This window comes from Ensifer canadensis, from assembly GCF_017488845.2.
Classification (GTDB): Bacteria; Pseudomonadota; Alphaproteobacteria; order Rhizobiales; family Rhizobiaceae; genus Ensifer; species Ensifer canadensis.
This window is the reverse complement of record NZ_CP083371.1, coordinates 871,195-892,501: the sequence shown is the minus strand read 5'-3', so window position 1 is coordinate 892,501 and position 21,307 is coordinate 871,195. Positions and strand designations below refer to the sequence as shown.

At 55.5% G+C, this 21,307-nt stretch carries 18 protein-coding genes and 2 pseudogenes; 14 read left to right on the top strand and 6 right to left on the bottom strand.

Features of this window, described 5'->3' with window-relative positions:
* Positions 1 to 82 precede the first annotated feature (82 nt).
* From gmd to cysN, 4 genes are all read left to right on the top strand, one after another.
* The gene (gmd, locus tag J3R84_RS23765; protein ID WP_203529802.1) at positions 83 to 1,204 is read left to right on the top strand and encodes a GDP-mannose 4,6-dehydratase; all 1,122 of its coding nucleotides are present in this window, start codon (positions 83 to 85) and stop codon (positions 1,202 to 1,204) included.
* 219 nt (positions 1,205 to 1,423) lie between these two features.
* Positions 1,424 to 2,392: a GDP-L-fucose synthase gene (fcl, locus tag J3R84_RS23760; protein WP_203529829.1), complete on the top strand. Its 969-nt coding sequence runs from the start codon at positions 1,424 to 1,426 to the stop codon at positions 2,390 to 2,392.
* Between the two features lie 88 nt (positions 2,393 to 2,480).
* Complete coding sequence (cysD, locus tag J3R84_RS23755) at positions 2,481 to 3,395, top strand: sulfate adenylyltransferase subunit CysD (protein ID WP_203529801.1); 915 nt, start codon at positions 2,481 to 2,483, stop codon at positions 3,393 to 3,395.
* Positions 3,395 to 5,296 carry a sulfate adenylyltransferase subunit CysN gene (gene cysN / locus J3R84_RS23750; protein WP_203529800.1) on the top strand — a complete coding sequence of 634 codons (1,902 nt, stop codon included), beginning with the start codon at positions 3,395 to 3,397 and terminating at the stop codon, positions 5,294 to 5,296. The genes cysD and cysN overlap by 1 nt, the downstream gene beginning before the upstream one ends.
* A gap of 35 nt (positions 5,297 to 5,331) precedes the next feature.
* Here the strand turns inward: cysN and J3R84_RS23745 are convergent, their stop codons facing one another.
* From J3R84_RS23745 to J3R84_RS23725, 5 genes and pseudogenes are all read right to left on the bottom strand, one after another.
* Entirely contained in the window at positions 5,332 to 6,246 is a 915-nt protein-coding gene (locus J3R84_RS23745; RefSeq protein ID WP_203529799.1) for a sulfotransferase, read from the bottom strand.
* Positions 6,239 to 7,345, bottom strand: coding sequence for a class I SAM-dependent methyltransferase (locus J3R84_RS23740; protein WP_203529798.1), 1,107 nt, complete (start codon positions 7,343 to 7,345; stop codon positions 6,239 to 6,241). The genes J3R84_RS23745 and J3R84_RS23740 overlap by 8 nt, the downstream gene beginning before the upstream one ends.
* A 162-nt stretch (positions 7,346 to 7,507) precedes the next feature.
* Positions 7,508 to 8,191: a glycosyltransferase family 2 protein gene (locus J3R84_RS23735; RefSeq protein WP_225968545.1), complete on the bottom strand. Its 684-nt coding sequence runs from the start codon at positions 8,189 to 8,191 to the stop codon at positions 7,508 to 7,510.
* 552 nt (positions 8,192 to 8,743) lie between these two features.
* Positions 8,744 to 9,152 (bottom strand): annotated as a pseudogene (locus J3R84_RS23730) (IS66 family transposase); the annotation flags it as partial.
* Positions 9,153 to 9,187: 35 nt separating this feature from the next.
* Complete coding sequence (locus J3R84_RS23725) at positions 9,188 to 9,472, bottom strand: LexA family protein (protein ID WP_225968538.1); 285 nt, start codon at positions 9,470 to 9,472, stop codon at positions 9,188 to 9,190.
* Between the two features lie 28 nt (positions 9,473 to 9,500).
* Here J3R84_RS23725 and J3R84_RS23720 point away from each other — a divergent pair, with 28 nt between their 5' ends.
* Entirely contained in the window at positions 9,501 to 10,616 is a 1,116-nt protein-coding gene (locus tag J3R84_RS23720; RefSeq protein WP_057221884.1) for an IS630 family transposase, read from the top strand.
* A 77-nt stretch (positions 10,617 to 10,693) separates the two neighbouring features.
* Here the strand turns inward: J3R84_RS23720 and J3R84_RS23715 are convergent.
* Positions 10,694 to 11,637 (bottom strand): IS630 family transposase gene (locus tag J3R84_RS23715; RefSeq protein ID WP_203529309.1). Its coding sequence is split into 2 segments (ribosomal slippage): positions 10,694 to 11,292 and positions 11,292 to 11,637, totalling 945 coding nucleotides; the frame shifts between segments, so codons are not numbered across the junction.
* Positions 11,638 to 11,799: 162 nt separating this feature from the next.
* Here J3R84_RS23715 and J3R84_RS23710 point away from each other — a divergent pair.
* The 9 genes and pseudogenes from J3R84_RS23710 to J3R84_RS23670 form a co-directional block, all read left to right on the top strand.
* Positions 11,800 to 11,913, top strand: a pseudogene (locus tag J3R84_RS23710) (transposase domain-containing protein); the annotation flags it as partial.
* A 104-nt stretch (positions 11,914 to 12,017) separates the two neighbouring features.
* On the top strand, positions 12,018 to 12,863 hold the full coding sequence (locus J3R84_RS23705) for a class I SAM-dependent methyltransferase (protein ID WP_203529311.1): 846 nt from the start codon (positions 12,018 to 12,020) through the stop codon (positions 12,861 to 12,863).
* A complete protein-coding gene (locus tag J3R84_RS23700) occupies positions 12,808 to 13,920 on the top strand; it encodes a hypothetical protein (RefSeq protein WP_225906477.1) in 1,113 nt (370 codons plus the stop codon). Before J3R84_RS23705 ends, J3R84_RS23700 begins: the two co-directional genes overlap by 56 nt.
* Before the next feature lie 46 nt (positions 13,921 to 13,966).
* Positions 13,967 to 15,220 (top strand): KpsE/RkpR family capsule polysaccharide export protein, encoded by a 1,254-nt coding sequence (locus tag J3R84_RS23695; RefSeq protein WP_203529313.1) that lies wholly within the window; start codon positions 13,967 to 13,969, stop codon positions 15,218 to 15,220.
* 11 nt (positions 15,221 to 15,231) lie between these two features.
* A complete protein-coding gene (locus J3R84_RS23690) occupies positions 15,232 to 15,885 on the top strand; it encodes an ABC transporter ATP-binding protein (RefSeq protein WP_203529316.1) in 654 nt (217 codons plus the stop codon).
* Between the two features lie 41 nt (positions 15,886 to 15,926).
* A complete protein-coding gene (locus tag J3R84_RS23685) occupies positions 15,927 to 17,186 on the top strand; it encodes a KpsE/RkpR family capsule polysaccharide export protein (protein ID WP_203529318.1) in 1,260 nt (419 codons plus the stop codon).
* Positions 17,186 to 18,286: a glycosyltransferase family protein gene (locus J3R84_RS23680; RefSeq protein WP_203529320.1), complete on the top strand. Its 1,101-nt coding sequence runs from the start codon at positions 17,186 to 17,188 to the stop codon at positions 18,284 to 18,286. The genes J3R84_RS23685 and J3R84_RS23680 overlap by 1 nt, the downstream gene beginning before the upstream one ends.
* Complete coding sequence (locus tag J3R84_RS23675) at positions 18,283 to 19,101, top strand: ABC transporter permease (RefSeq protein ID WP_225906478.1); 819 nt, start codon at positions 18,283 to 18,285, stop codon at positions 19,099 to 19,101. Before J3R84_RS23680 ends, J3R84_RS23675 begins: the two co-directional genes overlap by 4 nt.
* Before the next feature lie 5 nt (positions 19,102 to 19,106).
* Complete coding sequence (locus J3R84_RS23670) at positions 19,107 to 21,284, top strand: glycosyltransferase family 2 protein (protein WP_203529321.1); 2,178 nt, start codon at positions 19,107 to 19,109, stop codon at positions 21,282 to 21,284.
* Positions 21,285 to 21,307: the final 23 nt, after the last annotated feature.

The following is a 21,307-nucleotide window of genomic DNA, read 5'->3' as shown; positions in this document are numbered from 1 at the left end:
GCGACAAGCTGTTAGCTTTCCTCACGCGGATACTGGCGCATGCCTGTAACTGCTACATCAAAGTATATTTGGAACTGAGTTCATGGTAAAACGCGCGCTTATCACGGGGATCACAGGTCAAGACGGGTCTTATCTTGCTGAATTACTGCTCGAGAAAGGCTATGAGGTCCATGGTATCAAGCGACGGGCATCACTATTTAATACACAGCGCGTTGATCACATATATCAGGACCCGCATATCAACAACGCGCATTTCAAGTTGCACTACGGCGATCTTTCGGACACGTCGAACCTGACGCGCATTCTGCGTGAAGTGGAACCGGACGAGGTCTACAATCTCGGGGCTCAGTCGCATGTTGCCGTGAGCTTCGAGGCGCCGGAGTACACGGCGGACGTGGACGCGATCGGCACGCTGCGCCTTCTTGAGGCGATACGCTTTCTCGGGTTGGAGCGGACCGCTCGATTCTATCAGGCTTCCACCTCCGAACTCTACGGACTGGTCCAAGAAACGCCTCAGCGCGAGACGACGCCCTTCTACCCGCGCAGCCCTTATGCGGTTGCAAAGCTCTACGCCTACTGGATCACGGTGAACTACCGCGAAGCCTACGGTCTTTATGCCTGCAACGGAATTCTGTTCAATCACGAGAGCCCGCGGCGCGGTGAAACTTTCGTGACGCGCAAGATAACCCGGGGACTATCCAATATCGCGCAAGGCCTCGAATCCTGCATCTACATGGGGAACATAGATTCCCTGCGCGACTGGGGCCATGCAAAGGACTATGTCCGCATGCAGTGGATGATGATGCAGCAGGAGGAACCCGAGGACTTCGTCATCGCCACCGGCTTGCAGTACACGGTCCGCGAATTCATCACATGGTCCGCCGCCGAACTCGGTATTAAACTGGTCTTCTCCGGCGAGGGTGTGGATGAGATCGGCACAGTGTGTTCCGTGACGGGCGACAATGCACCAGCGGTGAAGCCAGGCGACACGATTATTCGTATTGATCCCCGCTATTTTCGCCCTGCCGAAGTGGAGACGCTGCTCGGTGATGCAAAAAAGGCCCGGCAAAAGCTCGGTTGGGTACCTGAGATCACTGCGCAGGAGATGTGCGCGGAAATGATCGCCCAGGATCTCAAGGTCGCCCAGCGCCACGCCTTTTTGAAGGCACACGGGCACGACGTACCGGTAAGCCTGGAGGGGTGATGAATGGTCTCTCCGTGCTTCGGATGCAAGTGTCGAGCAGACGACACGGTTCACTTGCTCGGCGCAGCAGCGTGACCTGCCTTAACTAGCCCTCGATTCACCCGTACATATACAGCGATGACGTCCAACCGCGGCGGCCCAATCGAACAACGATCTGATGCGTCCGACGCCTCTCTCAGTTCAGCCACTGAAGAACCTCCCTCCGCTTGAGGATACTTGATGACTAAAATCTACATCGCAGGCCATCGCGGCATGGTGGGGGGCGCAATCGTGCGCCGTTTGCAGGCTCGCAAGGACGCGGGTGAGGTACTCGATCTCGTCACCCGCACCCACGCCGAACTCGATTTGACGAACCAGCAGGCCGTGCATGATTTCATGCAAGCCGAGCGCCCCGACGTGGTGATCCTTGCCGCAGCGAAGGTGGGCGGCATCCATGCAAACAACACCTACCCGGCCGACTTCATCTACGAAAATCTGATGATCGAATCCAATGTGATCCATCAGTCCTTCACCGCAGGGGTCGAGCGACTGCTGCAGCTAGGTTCGTCCTGCATCTATCCTCGCGCGGTCGACCAGCCCATGCGCGAGGATGCGCTTTTGACCGGCGTGCTGGAACCGACCAACGAGCCCTACGCCATTGCCAAGATCGCGGGCATAAAACTCTGTGAAAGCTACAACCGCCAGCACGGAACAGATTATCGCTCGGTGATGCCGACCAACCTCTATGGTCCCGGCGATAACTTCCACCCCGAAAACAGCCACGTCCTGCCTGCGCTCATCCGCCGCTTCCACGAGGCGGCCCAGACCGGCGCCGAGGTCGTAACAATCTGGGGTTCGGGCAAGCCGATGCGTGAATTCCTCCATGTCGATGACATGGCGGCAGCGTCTCTTTTTGTGCTTGAGTTGCCAAAGGATGTCTATGAGGCAAATACACAACCGATGTTGAGCCACATTAACGTCGGTTCAGGCACGGACGTAACAATCCTCGAACTTGCACACCTTATCGCCAAGGCAACAGGCTTTACAGGACGGATTTCGACAGATACCGGCAGGGCCGATGGTACAATGCGAAAACTTATGGACGTGAGGCGCTTGGCGCGGATGGGATGGACCGCAAAAATCAGCCTGGAGGCGGGTATCATGGAGACCTATGAGTGGTTTAAGTCGCAGAAGGACTTCCGCGCCTGAAGTAGACCATTGGCCGAGGCATCCTAGAATGACACTGGGCCGGATGCCTCGCCAGTCCCGCCATCACAAGAAGCAGTGGAGGTAGACCATGCCGGCAGCCGAGATCCGTCACCTAACCCATCTTCAGCGCCTGGAGGCCGAGAGTATCCAGATTTTGCGCGAGGTGGTCGCCGAGACCGGGAACCCCGTGATGCTTTACTCGGCGGGCAAGGATTCGGCATGTATGCTACACTTGGCGAAGAAGGCCTTCTGGCCGGCACCGCCCCCCTTCCCGCTTCTCCACATCGATACGACCTGGAAATTCAGTGCGATGTACGAGGCACGGGACAAGGCGGCGAAGGATGCCGGAGTGGAGCTTCTGGTTCATCGCAATCCCGACGCCGTTGAGAGGGGCATAAATCCTTTCGATCACGGGACGCTGCATACCGATCTTTGGAAGACCGAGGGACTTCGCCAGGCGCTTGACAAGTTTGGTTTCGACGTAGCCTTCGGCGGTGCACGGCGCGACGAGGAGAAGAGCCGCGCCAAGGAACGTATCTTCTCTTTCCGCGCGGCAAACCACCGATGGGATCCGCGCAACCAACGCCCGGAATTATGGAAGCTCTACAATGTTCGGAAGGCGAAAGACCAAAGCATCCGCGTCTTTCCGCTCTCCAATTGGACCGAGCTTGACGTCTGGGAATATATCCAGCTCGAAGGGATCGAAGTCGTACCGCTCTATTTCGCCGCGCTCCGCCCGGTGGTCGAGCGGAACGGCCTCACCATCGTCATTGACGACGATCGTTTCCCACTCGGCCCCGGCGAGTTGCCGGAAATGAAGTCGGTGCGCTTTCGCACGCTCGGTTGCTATCCGCTGACCGGCGCCGTCGATAGCGAGGCGACGACGGTGCCGCAGGTCATCCAGGAAATGCTGACTGCAACGACCTCCGAGCGCCAGGGGCGTGCGATCGACCGCGAAGGCGGCGCGAGCATGGAGACAAAGAAGCAAGTGGGATATTTCTGATGGAAGGAGCGGGCGGTCATCCAAAAGGCGCGGACGCAACGGAGATCAATGCCTCTCTGGAACGGCACCGCAGCGACACTATGCTTCGGTTCCTCACCTGCGGCTCTGTCGATGATGGAAAATCGACCTTGATCGGGCGTCTTCTCTTCGATAGCAAGGCCATCCTGGCAGACCAGCTCGCTTCGCTCGAACACGACAGCCAGTCGATGGGTACACAGGGAGGCGCGCTCGACTTCGCACTGCTGACGGACGGCCTTGCCGCCGAGCGGGAACAAGGCATAACCATCGATGTAGCATACCGTTTTTTTTCCACCGACAGGCGGAAATTCATCGTGGCCGACACCCCTGGCCACGAGCAATATACACGGAACATGGTCACCGGCGCCTCGACGGCAGACCTCGCGGCTATCCTTGTCGATGCGCGAAAAGGCATTCTGACCCAGACCCGCCGGCATTCTTTTCTGGTCAATCTTCTCGGCATTCGAAACGTCGTGCTGGCGGTCAACAAGATGGACCTGGTCGGCTATTCGGCCGAGCGTTTCAGCGAGATCGTGGCGGAATATTCGCGTTTCGCCAAAGAGATCGACATAAAGGCCGTCCAAGCGATCCCGATTTCCGCACTCAAGGGCGACAACCTCGTCTCTTCGTCACCGCATACACCCTGGTATGACGGACCGACACTTCTCTCCTATCTCGAAGGCGTACCATCGAACGAGAGTCGCCTACAGGATTCGCCCTTTCGTATGGCGGTCCAATGGGTCAACCGGCCCCATCCCGATTTCCGCGGCTTCACCGGGCAAATTGCCAGCGGTCACGTCAAGCCCGGCGATCCCGTGCAGATTCTGCCTTCCGGCCGGCATACGACTGTAAAGGAAATCCCGAGCTTCGATGGCCCGCAGAGCACCGCGATCGCAGGACAGTCCGTGACACTCACCTTCGAGGACGAAGTAGACTGTGCGCGCGGCGACTTGATCACTGCAGCTAACGCGCCCATCGAGGTCGCGAATCAATTCTCTGCCACGCTGGTATGGATGTCCGAGGATGCCATGTTGTCCGGGCGCCCTTATCTCATGAAGATCGGGACCCGTACGGTCATGGCGACCGTGACCGATCTGAGATACGAGCTGAACGTGAACACCCTTGAACATCTGGCGTCAAAGACGCTCAGCCTGAACGCTATTGGATTGGTCAACATTTCGACCGACCGGCCCATTCCGTTTGAGGCCTATGCCGACAATCCGGACCTGGGCGGATTCATCCTGATCGATGTGGCCACGGATTCGACCGTGGCTGCCGGCATGATCCGCTTTGCGCTTCGCCGGGCGCGCAACATCCATTGGCAAGCCCTAGATATCGGTCGCGAGGCCCATGCTGCGCTCAAAAACCAGAAGCCTGCGGTCGTTTGGTTTACCGGCCTTTCTGGCGCTGGCAAATCCACTATCGCGAACCTCGTCGAGAAGAAGCTCTACGCCATGGGCAAGCATACGTTCCTTCTCGACGGTGACAACGTGCGGCAAGGCTTGAACCGCGATCTTGGTTTCACCGCCGCTAGCCGGGTCGAGAACATCCGCCGTGTCGGAGAGGTCGCGAAACTGATGACCGACGCCGGCCTTATCGTTCTCACCGCGTTTATTTCGCCCTTCCGCTCAGAGCGCCAGATGGTACGCGAACTGATCGGCGCAGAAGAATTCTTCGAGGTGTTCGTGTGCACCCCTCTCGAAGTTGCCGAAGCGCGCGATGTCAAGGGCCTCTATAAAAAAGCGCGCGCAGGACAGATCGAGAATTTCACGGGGATCGATAGCCCCTACGAGGTGCCCGTATCTCCGGAACTGATCATCGATACCGTGAATCTGACAGCGGAAGAGGCGGCGGACCAGATCGTGGCGATGTTGCTCGGTTAACGCGCCGCTCCCTGACCCAGAGCATTCCTGGCGCGCTACGGCGTATATCCAAGTCTTTGGCAGGTCTCTGAATATAATTCGGAAACTCTCTGGTCCTCGATCGTGGGCGGCACGTCCCGACGAGGACGCGTCTCGATACGATGCCAGCTTCGACCGCTGTCACCGGACAAACGTACGAGACCCAGCAGATCGAGCGCCAGCGGATTGAATGGTAGCTCGAGAGCCTTGCAGATCTGCTCGAGCGTCGTCGGGGGATCGGAGGTGAAATCCTCGTAGCGGATTAGCGGCAGATCCTCGTGTCGGTCGAGAAAGGCCTTGAGACGCCGGCAATATTCTTCCAGAGTAAAGGGATCGAAGTGGCGCCAGCCATTTGCTTCGAGCGCGATGAAGCAATCCAGCGGATGTCGCACGGTGACAAGCGAGCGCACCGGCAGCGTATCGCGCAGCATTTCATACACGCTTGGACGGTCTGGATTGGTGTTGGTGAAGTAATGCGAGTGCGTGTGATCGCGCAAAACGAGCCTGCGGCCGGAAAGGCTGAGTGATTCATGCATCGCCCGTATCGCACCCTGGAATGTTGCCACCAGCGTGCGATCATTGATATGCCGTGTCGCATAACGCAGTCCAAGCAGCAGGTCGGTGGGTGCAAAACCCGGCTTGCTACGGACCTCCATGGTGCTCAGGGGATCGATCTCGCTCAGCAGAACCACGCCCGACAACGCAGCGACAGTCTTGGAAATCAACGTTCCCCCGCTGCAGGCAGGATGATGCAGACTGCGCATCGGCTCGGGCCGTGGCAGGGCGGCGCAGAGGGCGCGGCACTCATCGAGCAGGCTTGGCAAGGGCGCATCACCGGGCGCAGCAGAAGACGTGGACCGGAACTCGTCGAGAAGCGAGAGCGCCTCGTCTATTTCAGCAGCCAGCCTTGCCGAGCTTTGGCGATCAGGCATTGCGGTCGCGCCTTCCCCGCTTCGTCTTCGGCTTGCCGCCAGCGACCTCCACCATCTTCGCTTTCGACAGAGGCGATGCCTGCAACAGATGCAGCTCTTCAGCGGCCTGCTGCAACTTGGGCGTCAGGGTACGGAGCAGTTCCTCAAGACGCAGGCGTTGTCTCTCGCTCTGCTCGAAACGGCCGGCGAGCTCGTCCAGGTCATTTCGAAGCAGTGCGTTCATGCGTATCTGAAAACCGACATCGGCCTGCAGCTCTACCGTGCGCTTGTTTTCCACTTCAAGCACACCAATACGCTTCTTTCGCTCTTCCGCCGTTGCCTCCAGGACCTTGGCGGCTTCGGTGTGGGCGGCCACCTGCTGACGCAGCTTGTTGCGCTCTGCCTCCAGCTCGCCGAAGAGTATCCGGGATTTGTCCGCCGTCTCCTTCAGTTCGGTAAGCTCGTTCTCCAGACTTGAGATGCGGGCGAGCATCGCTTGCCGGGATTGTGGATTGCCGCGAAACCGCAGGACGGGCCAATCCGGATCGCTGTCGTCTCGATCCGTTTGCACGAACGCTTTTTCGGCAAGGAAATCAACTACTGCTTGATAATTGCAGCCACCTTCGAAGAACACATCTGTTCCGCACAGCACGATGCATTCCGTCACCTTTGCTAACAACCCTGTCTCGTCGAGGCAGGACAGAATGTCGAACTCGCTACCCGGCATGTCGATCTGGACGCGCAACGAATACGGCAAGCCGTCTATGGCGATGGGAATATCGAGATCCGCGACGCGAAGGATGCGGACGTCCCGCGTCGCAACAGTCTTCAGTCCGGGAAAAAGGTCCAGTAACGCTGGGGTCGGCTGGCGCAGGCTACTCAGGGCCGCCATGTTCATCATGTTGAGCGTGGCCTGTCCTGCGGCTTTGCCGAGCGATGCAGCGATGACACGAACGCCAGCCTGTCCTTCGATGGCGCGCTCGAGCTTCGCAGCCACCGTCGGATCCGGTTGCAGAAGAAGTACCTCATCCGCTCCGCCGCCGGATGCGAAACTCTCCGGCCGGGCACCCACAAAAAGGTAGAGGTCCGGTCCGGCCGCGTGATTAACAGGTTCCTGCATAACGATCCTGACGAAGTTGCAATGGAGTTCATTTTAAGCGATTATTTCGCGAGCACGCGAGCTTTTTACCGGGGCTTCGCTGGAGGTGCTGGATTCCTCCTAAACAGTTCGTTGTCTTGACAGCTTCTAGGCTCGGTTCCGCGAAGTCATTCCGGAGCTCTATCAGAGCTTTGCGGACAACGCGTCCCGTTTCTCCAGATATGTTTTCAGAAGGTTCGTCGGCGGCGGCACGGCATGCGCGAGCACGGTTTTTGAAGATACCGACCCTGGTCTGCGCCGTATCACGTGACCGGTTCCCGGTACCACTTTGTGCAGGATGCCCCTACTCACGGTTGTCATGTTCCATCCCCAATCCTCGAATCCGAACCCGGCGGCAATATCCGTTAGGGGGTAAGGATTGGAGGTGTAAAGTTCCCGCCTCCCGAAACTCAGCATCGTCCAATAGTTTTCCACCATCAGCGAAGGCAGTGAAAATTCGTCGCTTTCAACGTCGATGTGACGGAACAGGTGTTTGGCCTCGCCGAAATAGACCGATAGTTCAGGATGCCAGATAACTGGGTCTTCACGCAGGGACGCACATCTGGCCGCTTCCGAAAGCCAGTTGGCGCCCCAGAGGTCGTCTGCGTCGAGAAATGCGATGTAGTCACCATGGGCTTCGGAAACCGCGAAATTCCGGGCTTTGCCCGGGTCGCCGTAGTCGGTCGCAAACAGGCGTGAATTCTCATCCATGTTCTGCTCAATCACATCCAGCGTGTGCTGGTCGCCGCGATCGAGCACTGCGATGATCTCGACCGAGAAGCCCGTTTCTCGAGCGAGGTCCGCATTTCTTTCAAGCTTTGCAACGATGCTCGTGCAAGGAGCCCTTCGCGATGTGCATTAAGGATCGCAGTGATTGCCGTCCGCTTCATGGTCATCTTTCAGTCAACGCTCGGTGTCGTAGCACTCGATCTGCTGCCTTAACAGCCCCGAGTTCCGCAAACATCGTCGGTCACGTTTTTTGTTGATCGTCGTACGACCGGCAACACGAACCCGCTTCCGACGCGTTTGCTCCTCGGGTTGTAGGGCATGTCGATGTGATTGAACACTAAGCGCACAGCTTCGTTTCTTAAAGCGCCACCTTTCCGTGCATTCTGTGAATCAGTGTAGCCCCTTCCCACCTCGGTGTTGGCGACGCAGGTAGCGCGCCGGCTCATCGGGTGCAAAAGATTACAGACTTTCGCATTGACAGACGCCTACGTTGTGATTTTGGCCCTCGTCGCTGCGTACTCGCCCCCTCTCCTATCGCCACTGATGGCATACAAGTCGTCAGCAACGTCCCTGCCAGTTCGTTCGCACTCGGTGACCCCTTCTGCACCGACAGATCGGTGCAAGTACCCTTCGCGACCTTGGCGGGCCATGCCGCAAGCCGGAAAGATGAAGCGCCACATAAGCGGCGCCTCTGCTGTCCTCAAACCGATAGGCAACCATCGGCGGACTGGTTCCGCCATGGGGTCGATCATCCCTTGCGTATGCCCATAGCCAGGCCTTGGTCGCTTTCCCAGACCCGGGGCAAGAGTGGGCAAGGTCGTCTCGTCGGCGAAGACCCTTTGCCCTCCTTGACGCGCTCGTGGATGTAATCGGCGCATATCTGCAACCCGAACCTCAGATGCCCCATCGATTGGGCCATCAACGATCGACCGACCTCGACACCATCGCCTACAAAAATTGCCTCCTGCCGGCCGTCGGCGTATTTCGACACCGCGATATACGCGAGCAGCCGATCCGTCGGCAGGCCGCTTTCGATGATTTGTGGCGGCGCCAAGGCGCGCTAGTACCGCGCCACAGAGATTATGACGGTTTGTCTTATCGTAGAATGGGCAGGGCTTCTGGTGGGATGAGAAGCTGGATGCTTCGTGCGGCGCCTGGCACGCGGGATATGAAACCCGCCTTCTCGAGGGTCAGCACCATCTGGTGAACAGACGGAGCCGTAACGCCGAAGTGGCGACGCATGTCGGCTTCGGCCGGAGGCTGTTTGAAGATGCGGCTGTAGGCGTAGATGAAGGCCAGGTACTGGCCTTGGATTTGCGTAAGGCGATGTGTTGCCGTTGCGGCTTGCGGGTCAAGTGAGGGACTCATTTTCGGATTCATCTGCGTCTCCGCGCTGAAGGAGGTGTCGATGAATATAAAGTTTCACATAGAGCTTAGCCAATCGGAACGTGATCAACTGGCCGCTTTGTTGAGCGGGGGACGCCATGCGTCGCGCAAGATCAAGCGCGCCCAGATCCTGGTCGCGGCGGACGAAGGCTTCAGCGACGAGGCGATCGCGGCAACCTTGAACGTCAGCGGATCGACGATTTACCGGACCAAGCGCCGGTTTGTGGAAGCCAATCTGGAGGGCGCGCTCAGTGAAGAACCGCGCCCGGGCGTTGGGCGCAAGCTATCAGCCAAGGAGGAGGCGCTGTTGGTGGCGACCGCCTGCTCAAAGCCGCCGCCCGGGCGAGCCCGCTGGACGCTTGAGCTTCTGGCCGATGAGATGGTCCGGCTCACCGATCATGACGAGTTGTCCTCCGAGACCGTGCGTCGCCGGCTGGCTGAGAACCATCTCAAGCCTTGGCGCAAAAACATGTGGTGCATCCCAAAGATCGATGGGGAATACGTCGCGCGCATGGAGGATGTTCTCGACCTCTACGCAGAAACGCCTGATCCACAAAGGCCCGTGGTCTGCTTCGACGAGAGCCCGACCCAACTCATCGGCGAAGTGCGCGAGCCCATTGCGGCCAAGCCTGGCCAGCTTGAACGCTACGACTGCGAGTATCGTCGAAATGGCACGGTCAATCTGTTTGTCTTCATGGACGCCCACCGGCCCTGGCGCAGGGTGAAGGTCACCGATCGGCGAACCAACCAAGACTTCGCCGAGTGCATGCGCGAACTGGTCGACGTCGATTATCCCGACGCCCCGATCATCCGCGTGGTGATGGACAACCTCTCCACCCATTCCGCCGGGGCGCTTTACGACGCATTTCCCGCCCCGGAGGCTCGAAGGGTGCTGAAGCGACTCGAGTTCCACCACACGCCCAAGCACGCCAGTTGGCTTAACATGGTCGAGATAGAGATCGGTGTCCTGCGTAGCCAGTGCCTCGACCGTCGTATCGACAACAAAGACACCATAATCGCCGAAGTCGCAGCCTGGGAGCAGCAACGCAACACCCATGGCGCAAAGATCCAATGGATGTTCACAACCGAAAATGCCCGCCAAAAGCTCCGCAAAGCCTACCCCGTCAAAGAGTCATAATCTCTGTGGCGCGGTACTAGTTGCGACGAAAAAAGCCTAAGCTTTGCCGATCCGGCGGCAGCTAGAGCGCTTCCCTTTCATGCTGGATCGTATCCGCATGAATTGAAGTAGTTTCTGCATTCTTTTGGCGCGACGAGATCGACAAGCTTGCCAATCATGTCCCACAGGCCAGACACGGTCCGCTCAGCCGCCTTCCTCAGGTGTGCCTTGAGCTTGGAGAAGGCCTTTTCGATGGGGTTGAAGTCGGGACTGTAGGGCGGCAGGAACGCCATTGTTGCGCCCGCCGCTTCGATCAACGCTCTTGCTGCTGGCCGTTTGTGGCTAGAAAGATTGTCGAGGATCACGATGTCGCCGGGTTTCAATGTCGGGACCAGGACCTGAGCGACATAGGCCTCGAACCACTCGCCATTGATCGGACCGTCGATGACCAAAGGCGCGACCATTCCGGTATTTCGTAGACCGGCGACAAGCGTCGTGGTCTTGCGATGGCCATGCGGGAAACCCATCCGTAGCCGCTCACCTCTGGTGCATCTTCCATGAGTGCGGGCCATGTTGGTCGCGGTCCACGTTTCGTCGATGAACACGAGCCGCGACGGATCAAGATCGAGTTGCTCGTCGAACCACCGCTGACGGAGTTCCAAGACGTCTGGGCGTGCTTGCTCTATCGCGTGGCCAGTCTTTTTTTGCGCGTCTGATTGTGCCGGACAAGGAAACGGTGCAGCGCCGACTTGCTGGCGATGCCCTGAGCTGCAAGGGCATCCCGAAGTTCGAACAAGGTGCCGTCCCGGTGTTCCTCAAGCCACGACTTGATCGCGTCGGCGTTGGCTTCGGTTTTGTGCGAATGACGATCTCCACCCAGCGGGCCGGGTCGAACATGGCCCTGACGGACTTGCAGGTTTCGCCACCGGCTCACGCTGGCCGCACTGACGTCAAAGCGCTCGGCAGCTTCCCGGTGCGACGCTCCGGCAGAGACGGCGGCAAGAACACGTGCGCGAAGATCAACGGAAAGGGCTTTCGACATTATCTGCCGACCTCCATCGGCAGATAGTTTGAATCAGAACCCATCTGATTTGCAAAGCCCAAATGATTCAATCAGTCAGGGAAACGCTCTATATGGTGAAAAACGTTGGCATAGATCTGCCGGTTCGGCATAGTTCGCCATTCGGCATAAACCTGCAAACTCAGTGCTGTCGATCCGCAGGCCCATCTGACAAGCAGGTTCACCGCCATCGTCACGGGGCACAAGCGGAGCCAGATCGACGGACTGTTGTCTTGGAATTACTCCGCCAATGTGTGAGCGCGATACCGCTTGCGCTTTGCCTCGAGGTTGCCTTTCAAGATGGGCCTGCTTATATGATGCCCGGTCGATTGACGGCTAAAACGCACTGAAGGAATGGGCCCATGTTCGGGTTGAAGAAACTAATTCGCCGCGATCGTAATATTGGAAAATATACTACTGAGCAGGTATTCGACCAATATAGCCGTGAATTCCCGCGGCACCAAAATGCGGTGGACGCACTAGCCGGCTGGAACTCAGCCTTTCCACCTGAAGTGGGCTTGAAGGCGGGGACACACCCACTTTTCGCCGATGGACGAATAACATGGGCGATTAGCCAAGCCGGCTCGCTGGCGAATAAGAATGTGATCGAGGTCGGACCACTTGAGGGCATGCACACCTACATGCTCAACCAACATAAACCTAGGTCTATCGACGCGATTGAAGCAAACAGGGGATGCTTTTTGCGATGCCTTGTAACCAAGGAAGTCCTCGGCATTGATCGAGCTAATTTCTACCTCGGCGACGCTCTGAGATGGCTCCAAGAGACAGAAGTTCACTACGATTTAGCGATCGCCTCCGGCGTTCTGTACCATATGCCGGATCCGGGGCAATTCTTATGTGATATCACCAGTCGCTGCGACCAGCTGTTTATTTGGACGCACTATTTTGATGACCACGCGATGCCAACGTCTGACAGCCGAAGACAAGCATTTAGTGGGAACGTGGAGACGCGAACGTTCTCTGGAATACCGGTCCGTTATTTTGAGCGTGGCTATTTTAACGCGAACGAGAACGAGAACTTCTGCGGAGGTATGAAGGACAGACACTACTGGATGCATCGAGACGATATCATATCGCTTTTGAATGCGCTTGGTTTTGGCGACATCTCCATCGGCCAGGAGGATCTAGCTCATGGAGGAGGGCCATGCTTTTCGCTTTTCGCGAAGAGAAGCGAGCCAGCGCGGTAAACCAGAATTGCTATTCAATGTTCAACGCGACGCTGGCCACTTTGTTGAAGGCTATCTAATTCCCGATGGTTTTTCGGACGCACCAACGGTCTTTGTCTCTGATGATGACGGCAAGATTGCCGAGATTCAGTGTGATCAGTTGCACAAGTCCGTCCTTTCGGCAGGCCGCCACGAGACGGGCTTGGTTGGCTTTAAGCTCACAGAAGACAATATTCCACAGCTCGCGCTCCGTCCTACGCTTTGCATTCGCGATAGCAAGTCGGAGATTCTCATCTATCGTAGGCCGCTTCAATCCCAACAGATCAATATGAAAATCGTGCGATTTGAAACGCAACTGCTTCCGCACGTCGCTCTTGATCGCCGAATGTATAACCTCTTTCAGTACGCTCTGCCCTCACTAGAGCGCTTCGGAAACGAAACAACACTTCAAGCATTTCATTTAGACAATATGACTTCGATGTACTTGAGTGGACGACTGCAAGTTCGTAATTATCAAGAGTTCCTTGATAAAGGCTTTAAGGCGATCGCCTTGCTTACTGACCCATACTATGAAATGGCCTTACGGATAGCTATGCTCAAACGACTTGCGTCCATCAAACCTGTCTTCCTCGGCGACCGCGACCAAATGACGTTGTCGCCTGCTATTGAATATTTCGGGGACGTGGATATCAAAGACACGAGCGCGATCGGCAAAGCCCTAAAGAAGGCGCCACCGAAAGTTCGCATGGCCCTCCTTTCGCCAACGACGCGACAGTTTGCCTGCTCGGATGCTGATCAACCTTCCACTCGACGAGACATCGCTGCTGCTATGGACATGATTTCTCGATTTGAGGTGATCGGGCATATTAATGACACACTCGCATTTGCTTCTTCACTGAGCGACCTACTAAACGTCGACATGGACGTCATTCCGATCGTACAACGCAATCAGACAATTAATGGCATGGCGTCTGAACTAAGGACGCTCGCCGTGGCGGAAACATACCTCGAGGATGATCTTATTCTAGATTACTACATACGTCAGGCGATGGAGATGAGCTCGTCGCATGAACTCTGACCCCACAAATCGGAAGGAAGTCCCGACTTCCGGCCTAAGAGAGCCGTTGACCGACACTTTGGTGAGAGCAAAGTCGTCACTCGTGAGCAAGCTTCGTAATACCGGAACGCTCCGCGTTCGAGAGTCCGGGTCGAAGCTAATCGAAGTCGAACCGGAACTTCCTGTACCGGCCGGAGGTGGTCAGCCGAGCCCGCGAACTAAGACGAGCGGCAAACTACCATTCTCCGTCTTGAGTTTTATTGGCTTTGTTATTGTACCGTTCATAGCCAGCATCGTATATTTTGCGTTTATAGCGTCGGATCAATATATCGCTGAGGCGCGCTTTGCAGTTCGTTCCCTTGCAGAGGATCAGGCGAAGGACGGCGTCGACACCAATATTTTGTCGATGTCTACCATGTCTCAGGATGGTTACGTTGTCACCAGTTTCATACACTCGACAGAAATGTTAAAGAGGCTTGGCACAAGCATCGACTATCGTCAAATGTTCTCACTCGACAGTGCCGATTTCCTTTCGCGCATCGACAAAAGCGAATCAACTGAAGAATTTTTGAAATACTGGGAAAAGCAGGTCTCAACTTATGTGGACGGCCCCTCCGGGATCATTACACTGAAAACTCGTACATTTTCGCCGGAGGACTCAAGACAACTAGCGTCTATGATCATTCGTGAAAGTGAGACACTAATCAATGAGCTATCTGCAAGAGCGCAGCGCGACCTGACGACCCGCTTCGCCGACGAGGTGCAACGGTCGACCGAAAACTATCGCCAAGCGCTGACTGCGCTCAACTACTTTCAAAATACGACCGGATTTCTCACGCCAGAAGCGCGCGCCACTGAGACCGGCACGCTATTGGTCGGACTACTCGCGCGCAAACTCGAACTAGACACACGGTTATTTGTTCTTAAAGAGTCGAAAGCGGATTCGTCGCCAGCGCACCAACAATTGGTGCTGGCGAGCAAGAATCTTGAGGATCAAATCGTAAAGCTTCGGGAGGAGTTGGCCGGAGGGACGCGCAACGACGAAAATATTGCGGGCGCAATCAAAACGTTCGCACATCTTGAGACCAATCGCCGCGTTGCAGAGAGCCTTTACGAGGCGTCACAAAAGAACCTGGAGACGGCCCAAGCGGAAGCAACACGAAAAGCTCTTTATGTCGTTGTGTTTGTTCCACCAACCGTACCGGAGGAGTCTCTGTATCCTCACCGATGGTCCTCTCCGCTTCTTATATTACTTGCGCTCTTGGTCGCATGGGTGACGCTGGCCCTCATATGGGCATCGGTTGAAGATCATCGTCTGTGATTGAGGGCGCGATGATAAAACTCAGGAACGTCTCAAAGTATTTCAAAACCGAAGGCCACAAGAAAGTAATCTTGGATCGCGTCAGCATGGAATTCCTGTCCGGCTACTCGTACGGATTGCTTGGAGTAAATGGAGCGGGCAAATCAACAACCATGAAGATGATTGCCGGGTCAGCCCTACCAAATTCGGGCAGGATCATCAAAGATCTTCGGGTTTCCTGGCCACTAGGATTCGCAGGCGGCTTCCATCCACAAATGACTGGCAGGGACAACCTCGCCTTCGTTGCCCGTGTATACGGGGAAGACGTCCGGCGTGTTTCGGATTTCGTTGAGGACTTCGCAGAATTGGGCGACTACATATTTGCCCCTGTGCGCACGTATTCCTCGGGCATGATGGCTAGACTAGCATTTGGTCTGTCTATGGCTATCGAATTTGACTGTTACCTAGTGGACGAAATCACGGCAGTCGGAGACGCGCGGTTTCAGGCACGGTGCCGCACTGCCTTCGAGAACCGTCGCAAGGATTCTGACATAATTATGATTTCTCACAGTATGTCGACGATTAGCGCGTATTGCGACAAGGGGATTGTTCTCGTCGATGGGCAGATGCTCTTGTTTGACAAGGTTACTGACGCGATTGAGACTTACTACCGACTAAATCGGTGAGAAGAGCGGCCTCCAAACGACGAGACGAAAATACGCCAAAGATGACAAACCTGAAACCGGATATTCAGCGGTCAACGGCCCTGCAAAAGAGCCGTTCTGCGACCAAGGCGTTGTCCGCAACCGCTCGAAAGCTGCGCTTCTCCACCTCCAATCGAAGCAAGCTCTACGAGGCAGCGGGACTTCGACCCCGATTGGCAGATAGAGTATTTCGATGGGCGACGATATGCGTCACCTTTTGTTTTCTTATACTTCCAATTGTTTGCGCGATTATCTATTACGGCTCGGTTGCCTCCGATCAATACCAGTCTGAGGCACGTTTCGTCGTCCGAACTTCAGCGCCTGCAATAGGCAAGGATCAGTTGGGCAAGATTACGGGTTTGCCTTCAGCGAAGATCGTTCAAGACACTCAGATTGTCACAAACTTCGTACACAGCCGCGCGATCCTTGAGGCACTTGAACTGCAGATTGGCGTTCGGGAGCGTTTCATGGTGAAGGATGCGGATTTCTTCGCGCGGTTAAAATCGGACGCCACATACGAAGAGTTTTTGGATTACTGGGATGGCATGGTCAAGACGTCCGTGAGTCCTTCAAGTGGTATCATTACTGTGACCGCCCGCGCATTTTCGGCGGCTGACGCGCGGGATATTTTGACCGCGATCATCGCCGCATCGGAGCGGACCATCAACCAACTAAGCGACCGAATCTGGAAAGACGTCATCGCAACGTCAAAAGCCAATCTAGATCGAGCGTCCGAGAAACTCCGCGACGTTCGGGAGCGCGTAGCTACTCAGCAAAACAAAACGGGGGTACTTACCATCGAGGGGTCCTCCTCAATGCTATCAAATCTGCTCACGACTTTGCAGAAGGAGAAGATTGAGCTTGAGCAATCGTACAGCGTGAAACTCGAAAGTGTCTCGAAGGAAGCGCCGCAGATGCGCGTGCTTGCAAGGGAGATCCAGAGCAAACAGGCACAGATCGATGGCCTTCAGCGGCAGATTGCAGGTCCCAACCAGTCTTCGGAGCAGAATCTAGCAAACGTCTCAGCTGAGCTCTCTAGCCTCCAGTTCGAACTGCAACTCGCAGAACAGCAGTTTGCCGCAAGCGTCAGATCATTCGAGCAGGTCCAATTCATTAGTAAACAGCAATTGATGTATCTCGATAGCTTCCTCGAGCCGAGCTTACCTGACGAGGCACTTTACCCGACACGAGCGTTTTGGGTGTTAATAGTAGCGTTGACCTCTTTGGTTGCCTGGGTATCATCCATTGGCGCCCTTGTGCTTACACGAAACAAATTAGCCTGATGACTTGGCTCGAAGACCAGTTTCACAACACTGTAGGAGCACTTCTTCCGCAGCCGAGAACACGCAGGAGCACTTTTACCGAGGCTGTCGCTCGCTCAATCGTGGTCTTTCGCCAGGGAGAAAATCCTAGCTTCAGCTATTTTCTGGAAGAGCGTTTGCGCTTCTATGATGCACGCATCCCGGTAAATGTGCGTTGCCTCGACCACGATATAGCAGATATCAATCCCGAGGGTTGCTTTGTAATCATCTGCCGGTATCTGGGTTGGCGGCAAGTGAAGTGGATTGAGAGACACGCGGCCAAGCTAGCTGGCGTTGGCATGTTTATTGATGACGACGTTTCGGCTATTGTGTTGGATTCGGACACACCCTTGCCGTACCGCGTAAAACTAGCTCGCTTGCATCTTTGGCCGCTGCGGCGGCTCAATGCACATCTCGACATTGTATGGGCAGCTACACCCACACTAGTTAGAGTTCTGGAGTCAAATGGTGCTGTCGTTCGGCTGCTACCTCCGTTGCCCACCGGTACCGACGTGCTCCCCGCAATGCGTACAGGGAACGATCATTGTTTGATTATCGGATACCACGCGACAGGCATCCATCGCGCCGAACATGCCTTCTTAAAACCTATTATCGATGAAATTCTATCCCGTCACGAGAACGTAATTTTTGAAGTGACTGCCGATAGACGCAACGCCACCATATGGCAGAATAAAAAGTCTACTGAATCAAGGTTGCGGATATTACCTCCCCTTCCCTGGAAGGAGTTCGCACTGCGAAGCCGCCATTCTCCGGCCGACATTGCGTTGGTGCCGCTTTTGGACGGGCGCATTAACAGTGCCCGTGCCGACACAAAGCGGATTGACGTCAGCCGTATGGGGGCCGCGGCTATTTACTCTAACTCGGAAGTCTACAGTCGAAACCAGAGCGAAGGTGAGATGTTGGTAGAAAATAACCCCGCTGCATGGATCGCCGCAATACAAACGCTCTTGAACTCTAAATCTGCCCGCGAGGCAGCGCGGTCGGCAACATTTAAGGCTGTAGAAAGAATGCGCGCCGCGCAACCAAACATTCCGGGCCTTCTTCAGGTGGAATCAATATGAAGGGCGTCGCTTATGAAGCCGGCAAGGACCCGCGATCGATCCCCTATGCCCTTAGGCAAAAGGCAAACGTTATGCGCGCGGTCATCTTGCGCGACATGCGAACACGCTTCTTCAATCACGGATTAGGATTTCTGCTGGTATCCGTTTGGCCACTTGCGCATATGTTTGTGCTCCTCCTGATCTATTCATTTGCAGGGAGGACAACACCGTTTGGTGACAGCATGAGGCTATTTTTCGCGACGGGGCTACTTCCCTGCCTGACGTTCATGTACGTATCACGGTTCATGGCGCTATCGATTGTCATGAACCGCCCAATGCTTGCGATACCGGCCGTGAAAGTTCTCGACATTCTCTTCGCAAGGGCTTTTCTCGAAACGATCGCAGCCTGCTTCACAGTTTTTTTGACGTTTATGATTCTGCTGTCTTTGGGTGACAAGCCATTTCCATATGATTGGTCTGAAGCGGCCAAAGCGTTCTTGTCCACAATTTTGCTGGCTGTCGGTGTTGGCGTCGTCACGGGTGTAATCACCGCGTTAATCGCATTTTTCGTAACAGTTTACTCACTATGTCTAATCGTTATCTACATATCCTCTGGCACGCTGTTCGTTATATCAGCACTGCCGTCACAAATCGCTTATGCCCTGTCTTGGAATCCGGTAGTCCATGCAGTCGAATGGATGCGTTCCGCGTTCTATCCGACTTACAACAGCCAAGTTCTTGACAAGCCGTATCTTTTGTCGTTCGGCCTTGGTGCTTTATGCATCGGACTTATGCTGGAGCGGATTGTTCGCCGGATTACTCTTGAAGGGAAATAAGTGACATGCTCAATGTCATTGCGCAGAATGAACTCGTCGCAGACGCTGGCGAGCAGGGTCTCTGGCTGGCGGAGGGTGACGACCCCTATTTCTTGATACGCTTTTCTCCACTCCGTGAACGCTACGTCGTAATCAAACTGGCTTCTCGCAGCGGAGAAATTCAACCTAAGCTTTACGTCAATCGGGGTCAGGGATTCCGTGAGGAAGAAGCGTTGACGGCCGGATCAGGGAGAAACTTTCTGATCGTCGCCGATGTGGGCTCCTTCGGCACAATCTGCACTCTGAGGCTGGATCCCGCCAGCGAACCTTGCCAACTGACCCTAGAAGTCCGAGCAATTCGATCGGCTATTGCGTTGCAGCATTTCATCTCGGATCAGCAACGTCAGAACAGTGAATTGGTAGTCGCCCGATTTTCACGGCTCCCAAGGTTCTGGAAGAAGCTGCCAACGATCAGGCTTGGAAAGCGAAATACCGTGGCCGCGCGCTATGTCGAGCAGGCTCGCATACTTGCTGATAAGCTTTTGCCAGGTCAGCTAGGCTGCACGGATCCGTGGCTCAGCATCGTTGTTCCTGTTTATAACGCTCCAGTTCGCTACTTGAATGAATTGGTCTCGTCGTTTGAAAAACAAAACATCGAAGGCGTGGAGCTTGTTCTGTCGGACGATGGTTCTGATTCATCAGACACCTTGGGCTGGTTCACTTCACAACCTGCAAAACCAAACATTGTAGTTGTTGCGAACCCTATCAACAAAGGCATAGCATTGGCGACCAATTCTGGCATCGATGCTGCGCGGGGTGAATGGGTCGCGCTGCTGGACCATGATGACGTTATCGCGCCCAACGGCTTGACTGTTATCCAGACCGCCATTGCCACGCATCCGGATGCGGAGTTTTTCTACACGGATGAATTGGTTGTCAATGACGCACTAGAACCGATCGGTCTTATGCTCAAACCGGCCTATGATCCGGTGCTCTTGACCGGCGTGAACTATATAAATCACTTTTCCGTCTATCGCCGCCAGCGGCTGAATGAAATCGGAAAGCTTCGTAGCGGCTTCGAAGGCTCTCAAGATTATGACCTGCTACTTCGCTACCTCGAAGGACTAGACGACGCAATGATCATCCACGTGCCGTATCCAGCGTATTGGTGGCGGCAGACTGGAACAACCTACTCTAGCAAGTTTATTGATCGAGCGACGGACAACGCGCGCGCAGCCCTTAAGGATAAATTCGCACGCGCGGGAAAAGCAACTGAGGTCACTGAGGCTCTGACAACCACGCTTCACCGTATCCGGTTCGGAACATCAGCGACAAACCGCCCGAAGATATCCATAATCATCCCGAACAAAGACTCCTACGCCCTGATGGCGACGTTGTTGAAGGGAATCTATGAACAGACCGCGTATGACAATCACGAAGTCATAGTAATCGACAATGGTTCCACAGAACCGGCAACGCTCGCGCTCTACAATGAGTACGGACAGCGGTTTCCGTCATTTTCGTGCCATATCAAGCAGGCTACCTTCAACTTCTCAAGGGCAATCAACGAGGGCATGGAACGCGCGAGCGGGGAGCACTTCCTCCTGCTTAACAATGACGTCGAGATCATCGACGGCGGTTGGCTTGATGAGCTTGTTGATTGCCTGTCGTACGATCAGGTCGGTATCGTGGGTGCGAAGCTCCTTTATCCGGATCGGCGACTTCAACACGCTGGCGTCATTACCGGTTTCGGTGGCCTTGCCGGCCATTGGTATTTGAACAAGCCAGAAGATTTCGGTGGGCCGATGAATCGCCTACATGTGCGGAATTCGATGACGTGCGTGACTGGTGCTGTAATGCTGATTTCTGGCGAATGCGCGCGGCAAATAGGACAGTGGGACGAGGAGAACTTTGCTGTCGCTTACAATGATGTTGACTACTGTCTCAGGGCTCACAAGGCGGGCTTCCGCATTGTCTGGACGCCGTTTGCGTACCTCATACACCACGAATCCGTTTCTCGCGGTTCCGACCGCGGTGGCGAAAACAGCAAGCGGTTCGAGCGGGAGCAGGAGAACCTTAAGCGCCTACATCTAACACACACGTTCGATGATCCTGCGAGCAATCCCGGTTACAGCACGGATCGCTCGGACCCAAAGATTACACCGTTTAGTTCTCTCCCCGTTCCGCGACGTTGGTTCACTTAGGAGCTACTCGCCGGGGAAACTTG

Bases quoted from the DNA above. Each gene is read 5' to 3' on its own strand.
- J3R84_RS23670 (WP_203529321.1), top strand. From the start codon at position 19,107: ATGCTCAATGTCATTGCGCAGAATGAACTCGTCGCAGACGCTGGCGAG.
- J3R84_RS23700 (WP_225906477.1), top strand. From the start codon at position 12,808: ATGGAGGAGGGCCATGCTTTTCGCTTTTCGCGAAGAGAAGCGAGCCAG.
- J3R84_RS23740 (WP_203529798.1), bottom strand. From the start codon at position 7,345: ATGCAGGAACCTGTTAATCACGCGGCCGGACCGGACCTCTACCTTTTT.
- J3R84_RS23720 (WP_057221884.1), top strand. From the start codon at position 9,501: ATGAATATAAAGTTTCACATAGAGCTTAGCCAATCGGAACGTGATCAA.
- fcl (WP_203529829.1), top strand. From the start codon at position 1,424: ATGACTAAAATCTACATCGCAGGCCATCGCGGCATGGTGGGGGGCGCA.
- J3R84_RS23705 (WP_203529311.1), top strand. From the start codon at position 12,018: ATGTTCGGGTTGAAGAAACTAATTCGCCGCGATCGTAATATTGGAAAA.
- J3R84_RS23690 (WP_203529316.1), top strand. From the start codon at position 15,232: ATGATAAAACTCAGGAACGTCTCAAAGTATTTCAAAACCGAAGGCCAC.
- J3R84_RS23680 (WP_203529320.1), top strand. From the start codon at position 17,186: ATGACTTGGCTCGAAGACCAGTTTCACAACACTGTAGGAGCACTTCTT.
- gmd (WP_203529802.1), top strand. From the start codon at position 83: ATGGTAAAACGCGCGCTTATCACGGGGATCACAGGTCAAGACGGGTCT.
- J3R84_RS23725 (WP_225968538.1), bottom strand. From the start codon at position 9,472: ATGAATCCGAAAATGAGTCCCTCACTTGACCCGCAAGCCGCAACGGCA.
- cysN (WP_203529800.1), top strand. From the start codon at position 3,395: ATGGAAGGAGCGGGCGGTCATCCAAAAGGCGCGGACGCAACGGAGATC.
- J3R84_RS23745 (WP_203529799.1), bottom strand. From the start codon at position 6,246: ATGCCTGATCGCCAAAGCTCGGCAAGGCTGGCTGCTGAAATAGACGAG.
- J3R84_RS23675 (WP_225906478.1), top strand. From the start codon at position 18,283: ATGAAGGGCGTCGCTTATGAAGCCGGCAAGGACCCGCGATCGATCCCC.
- J3R84_RS23685 (WP_203529318.1), top strand. From the start codon at position 15,927: ATGACAAACCTGAAACCGGATATTCAGCGGTCAACGGCCCTGCAAAAG.
- cysD (WP_203529801.1), top strand. From the start codon at position 2,481: ATGCCGGCAGCCGAGATCCGTCACCTAACCCATCTTCAGCGCCTGGAG.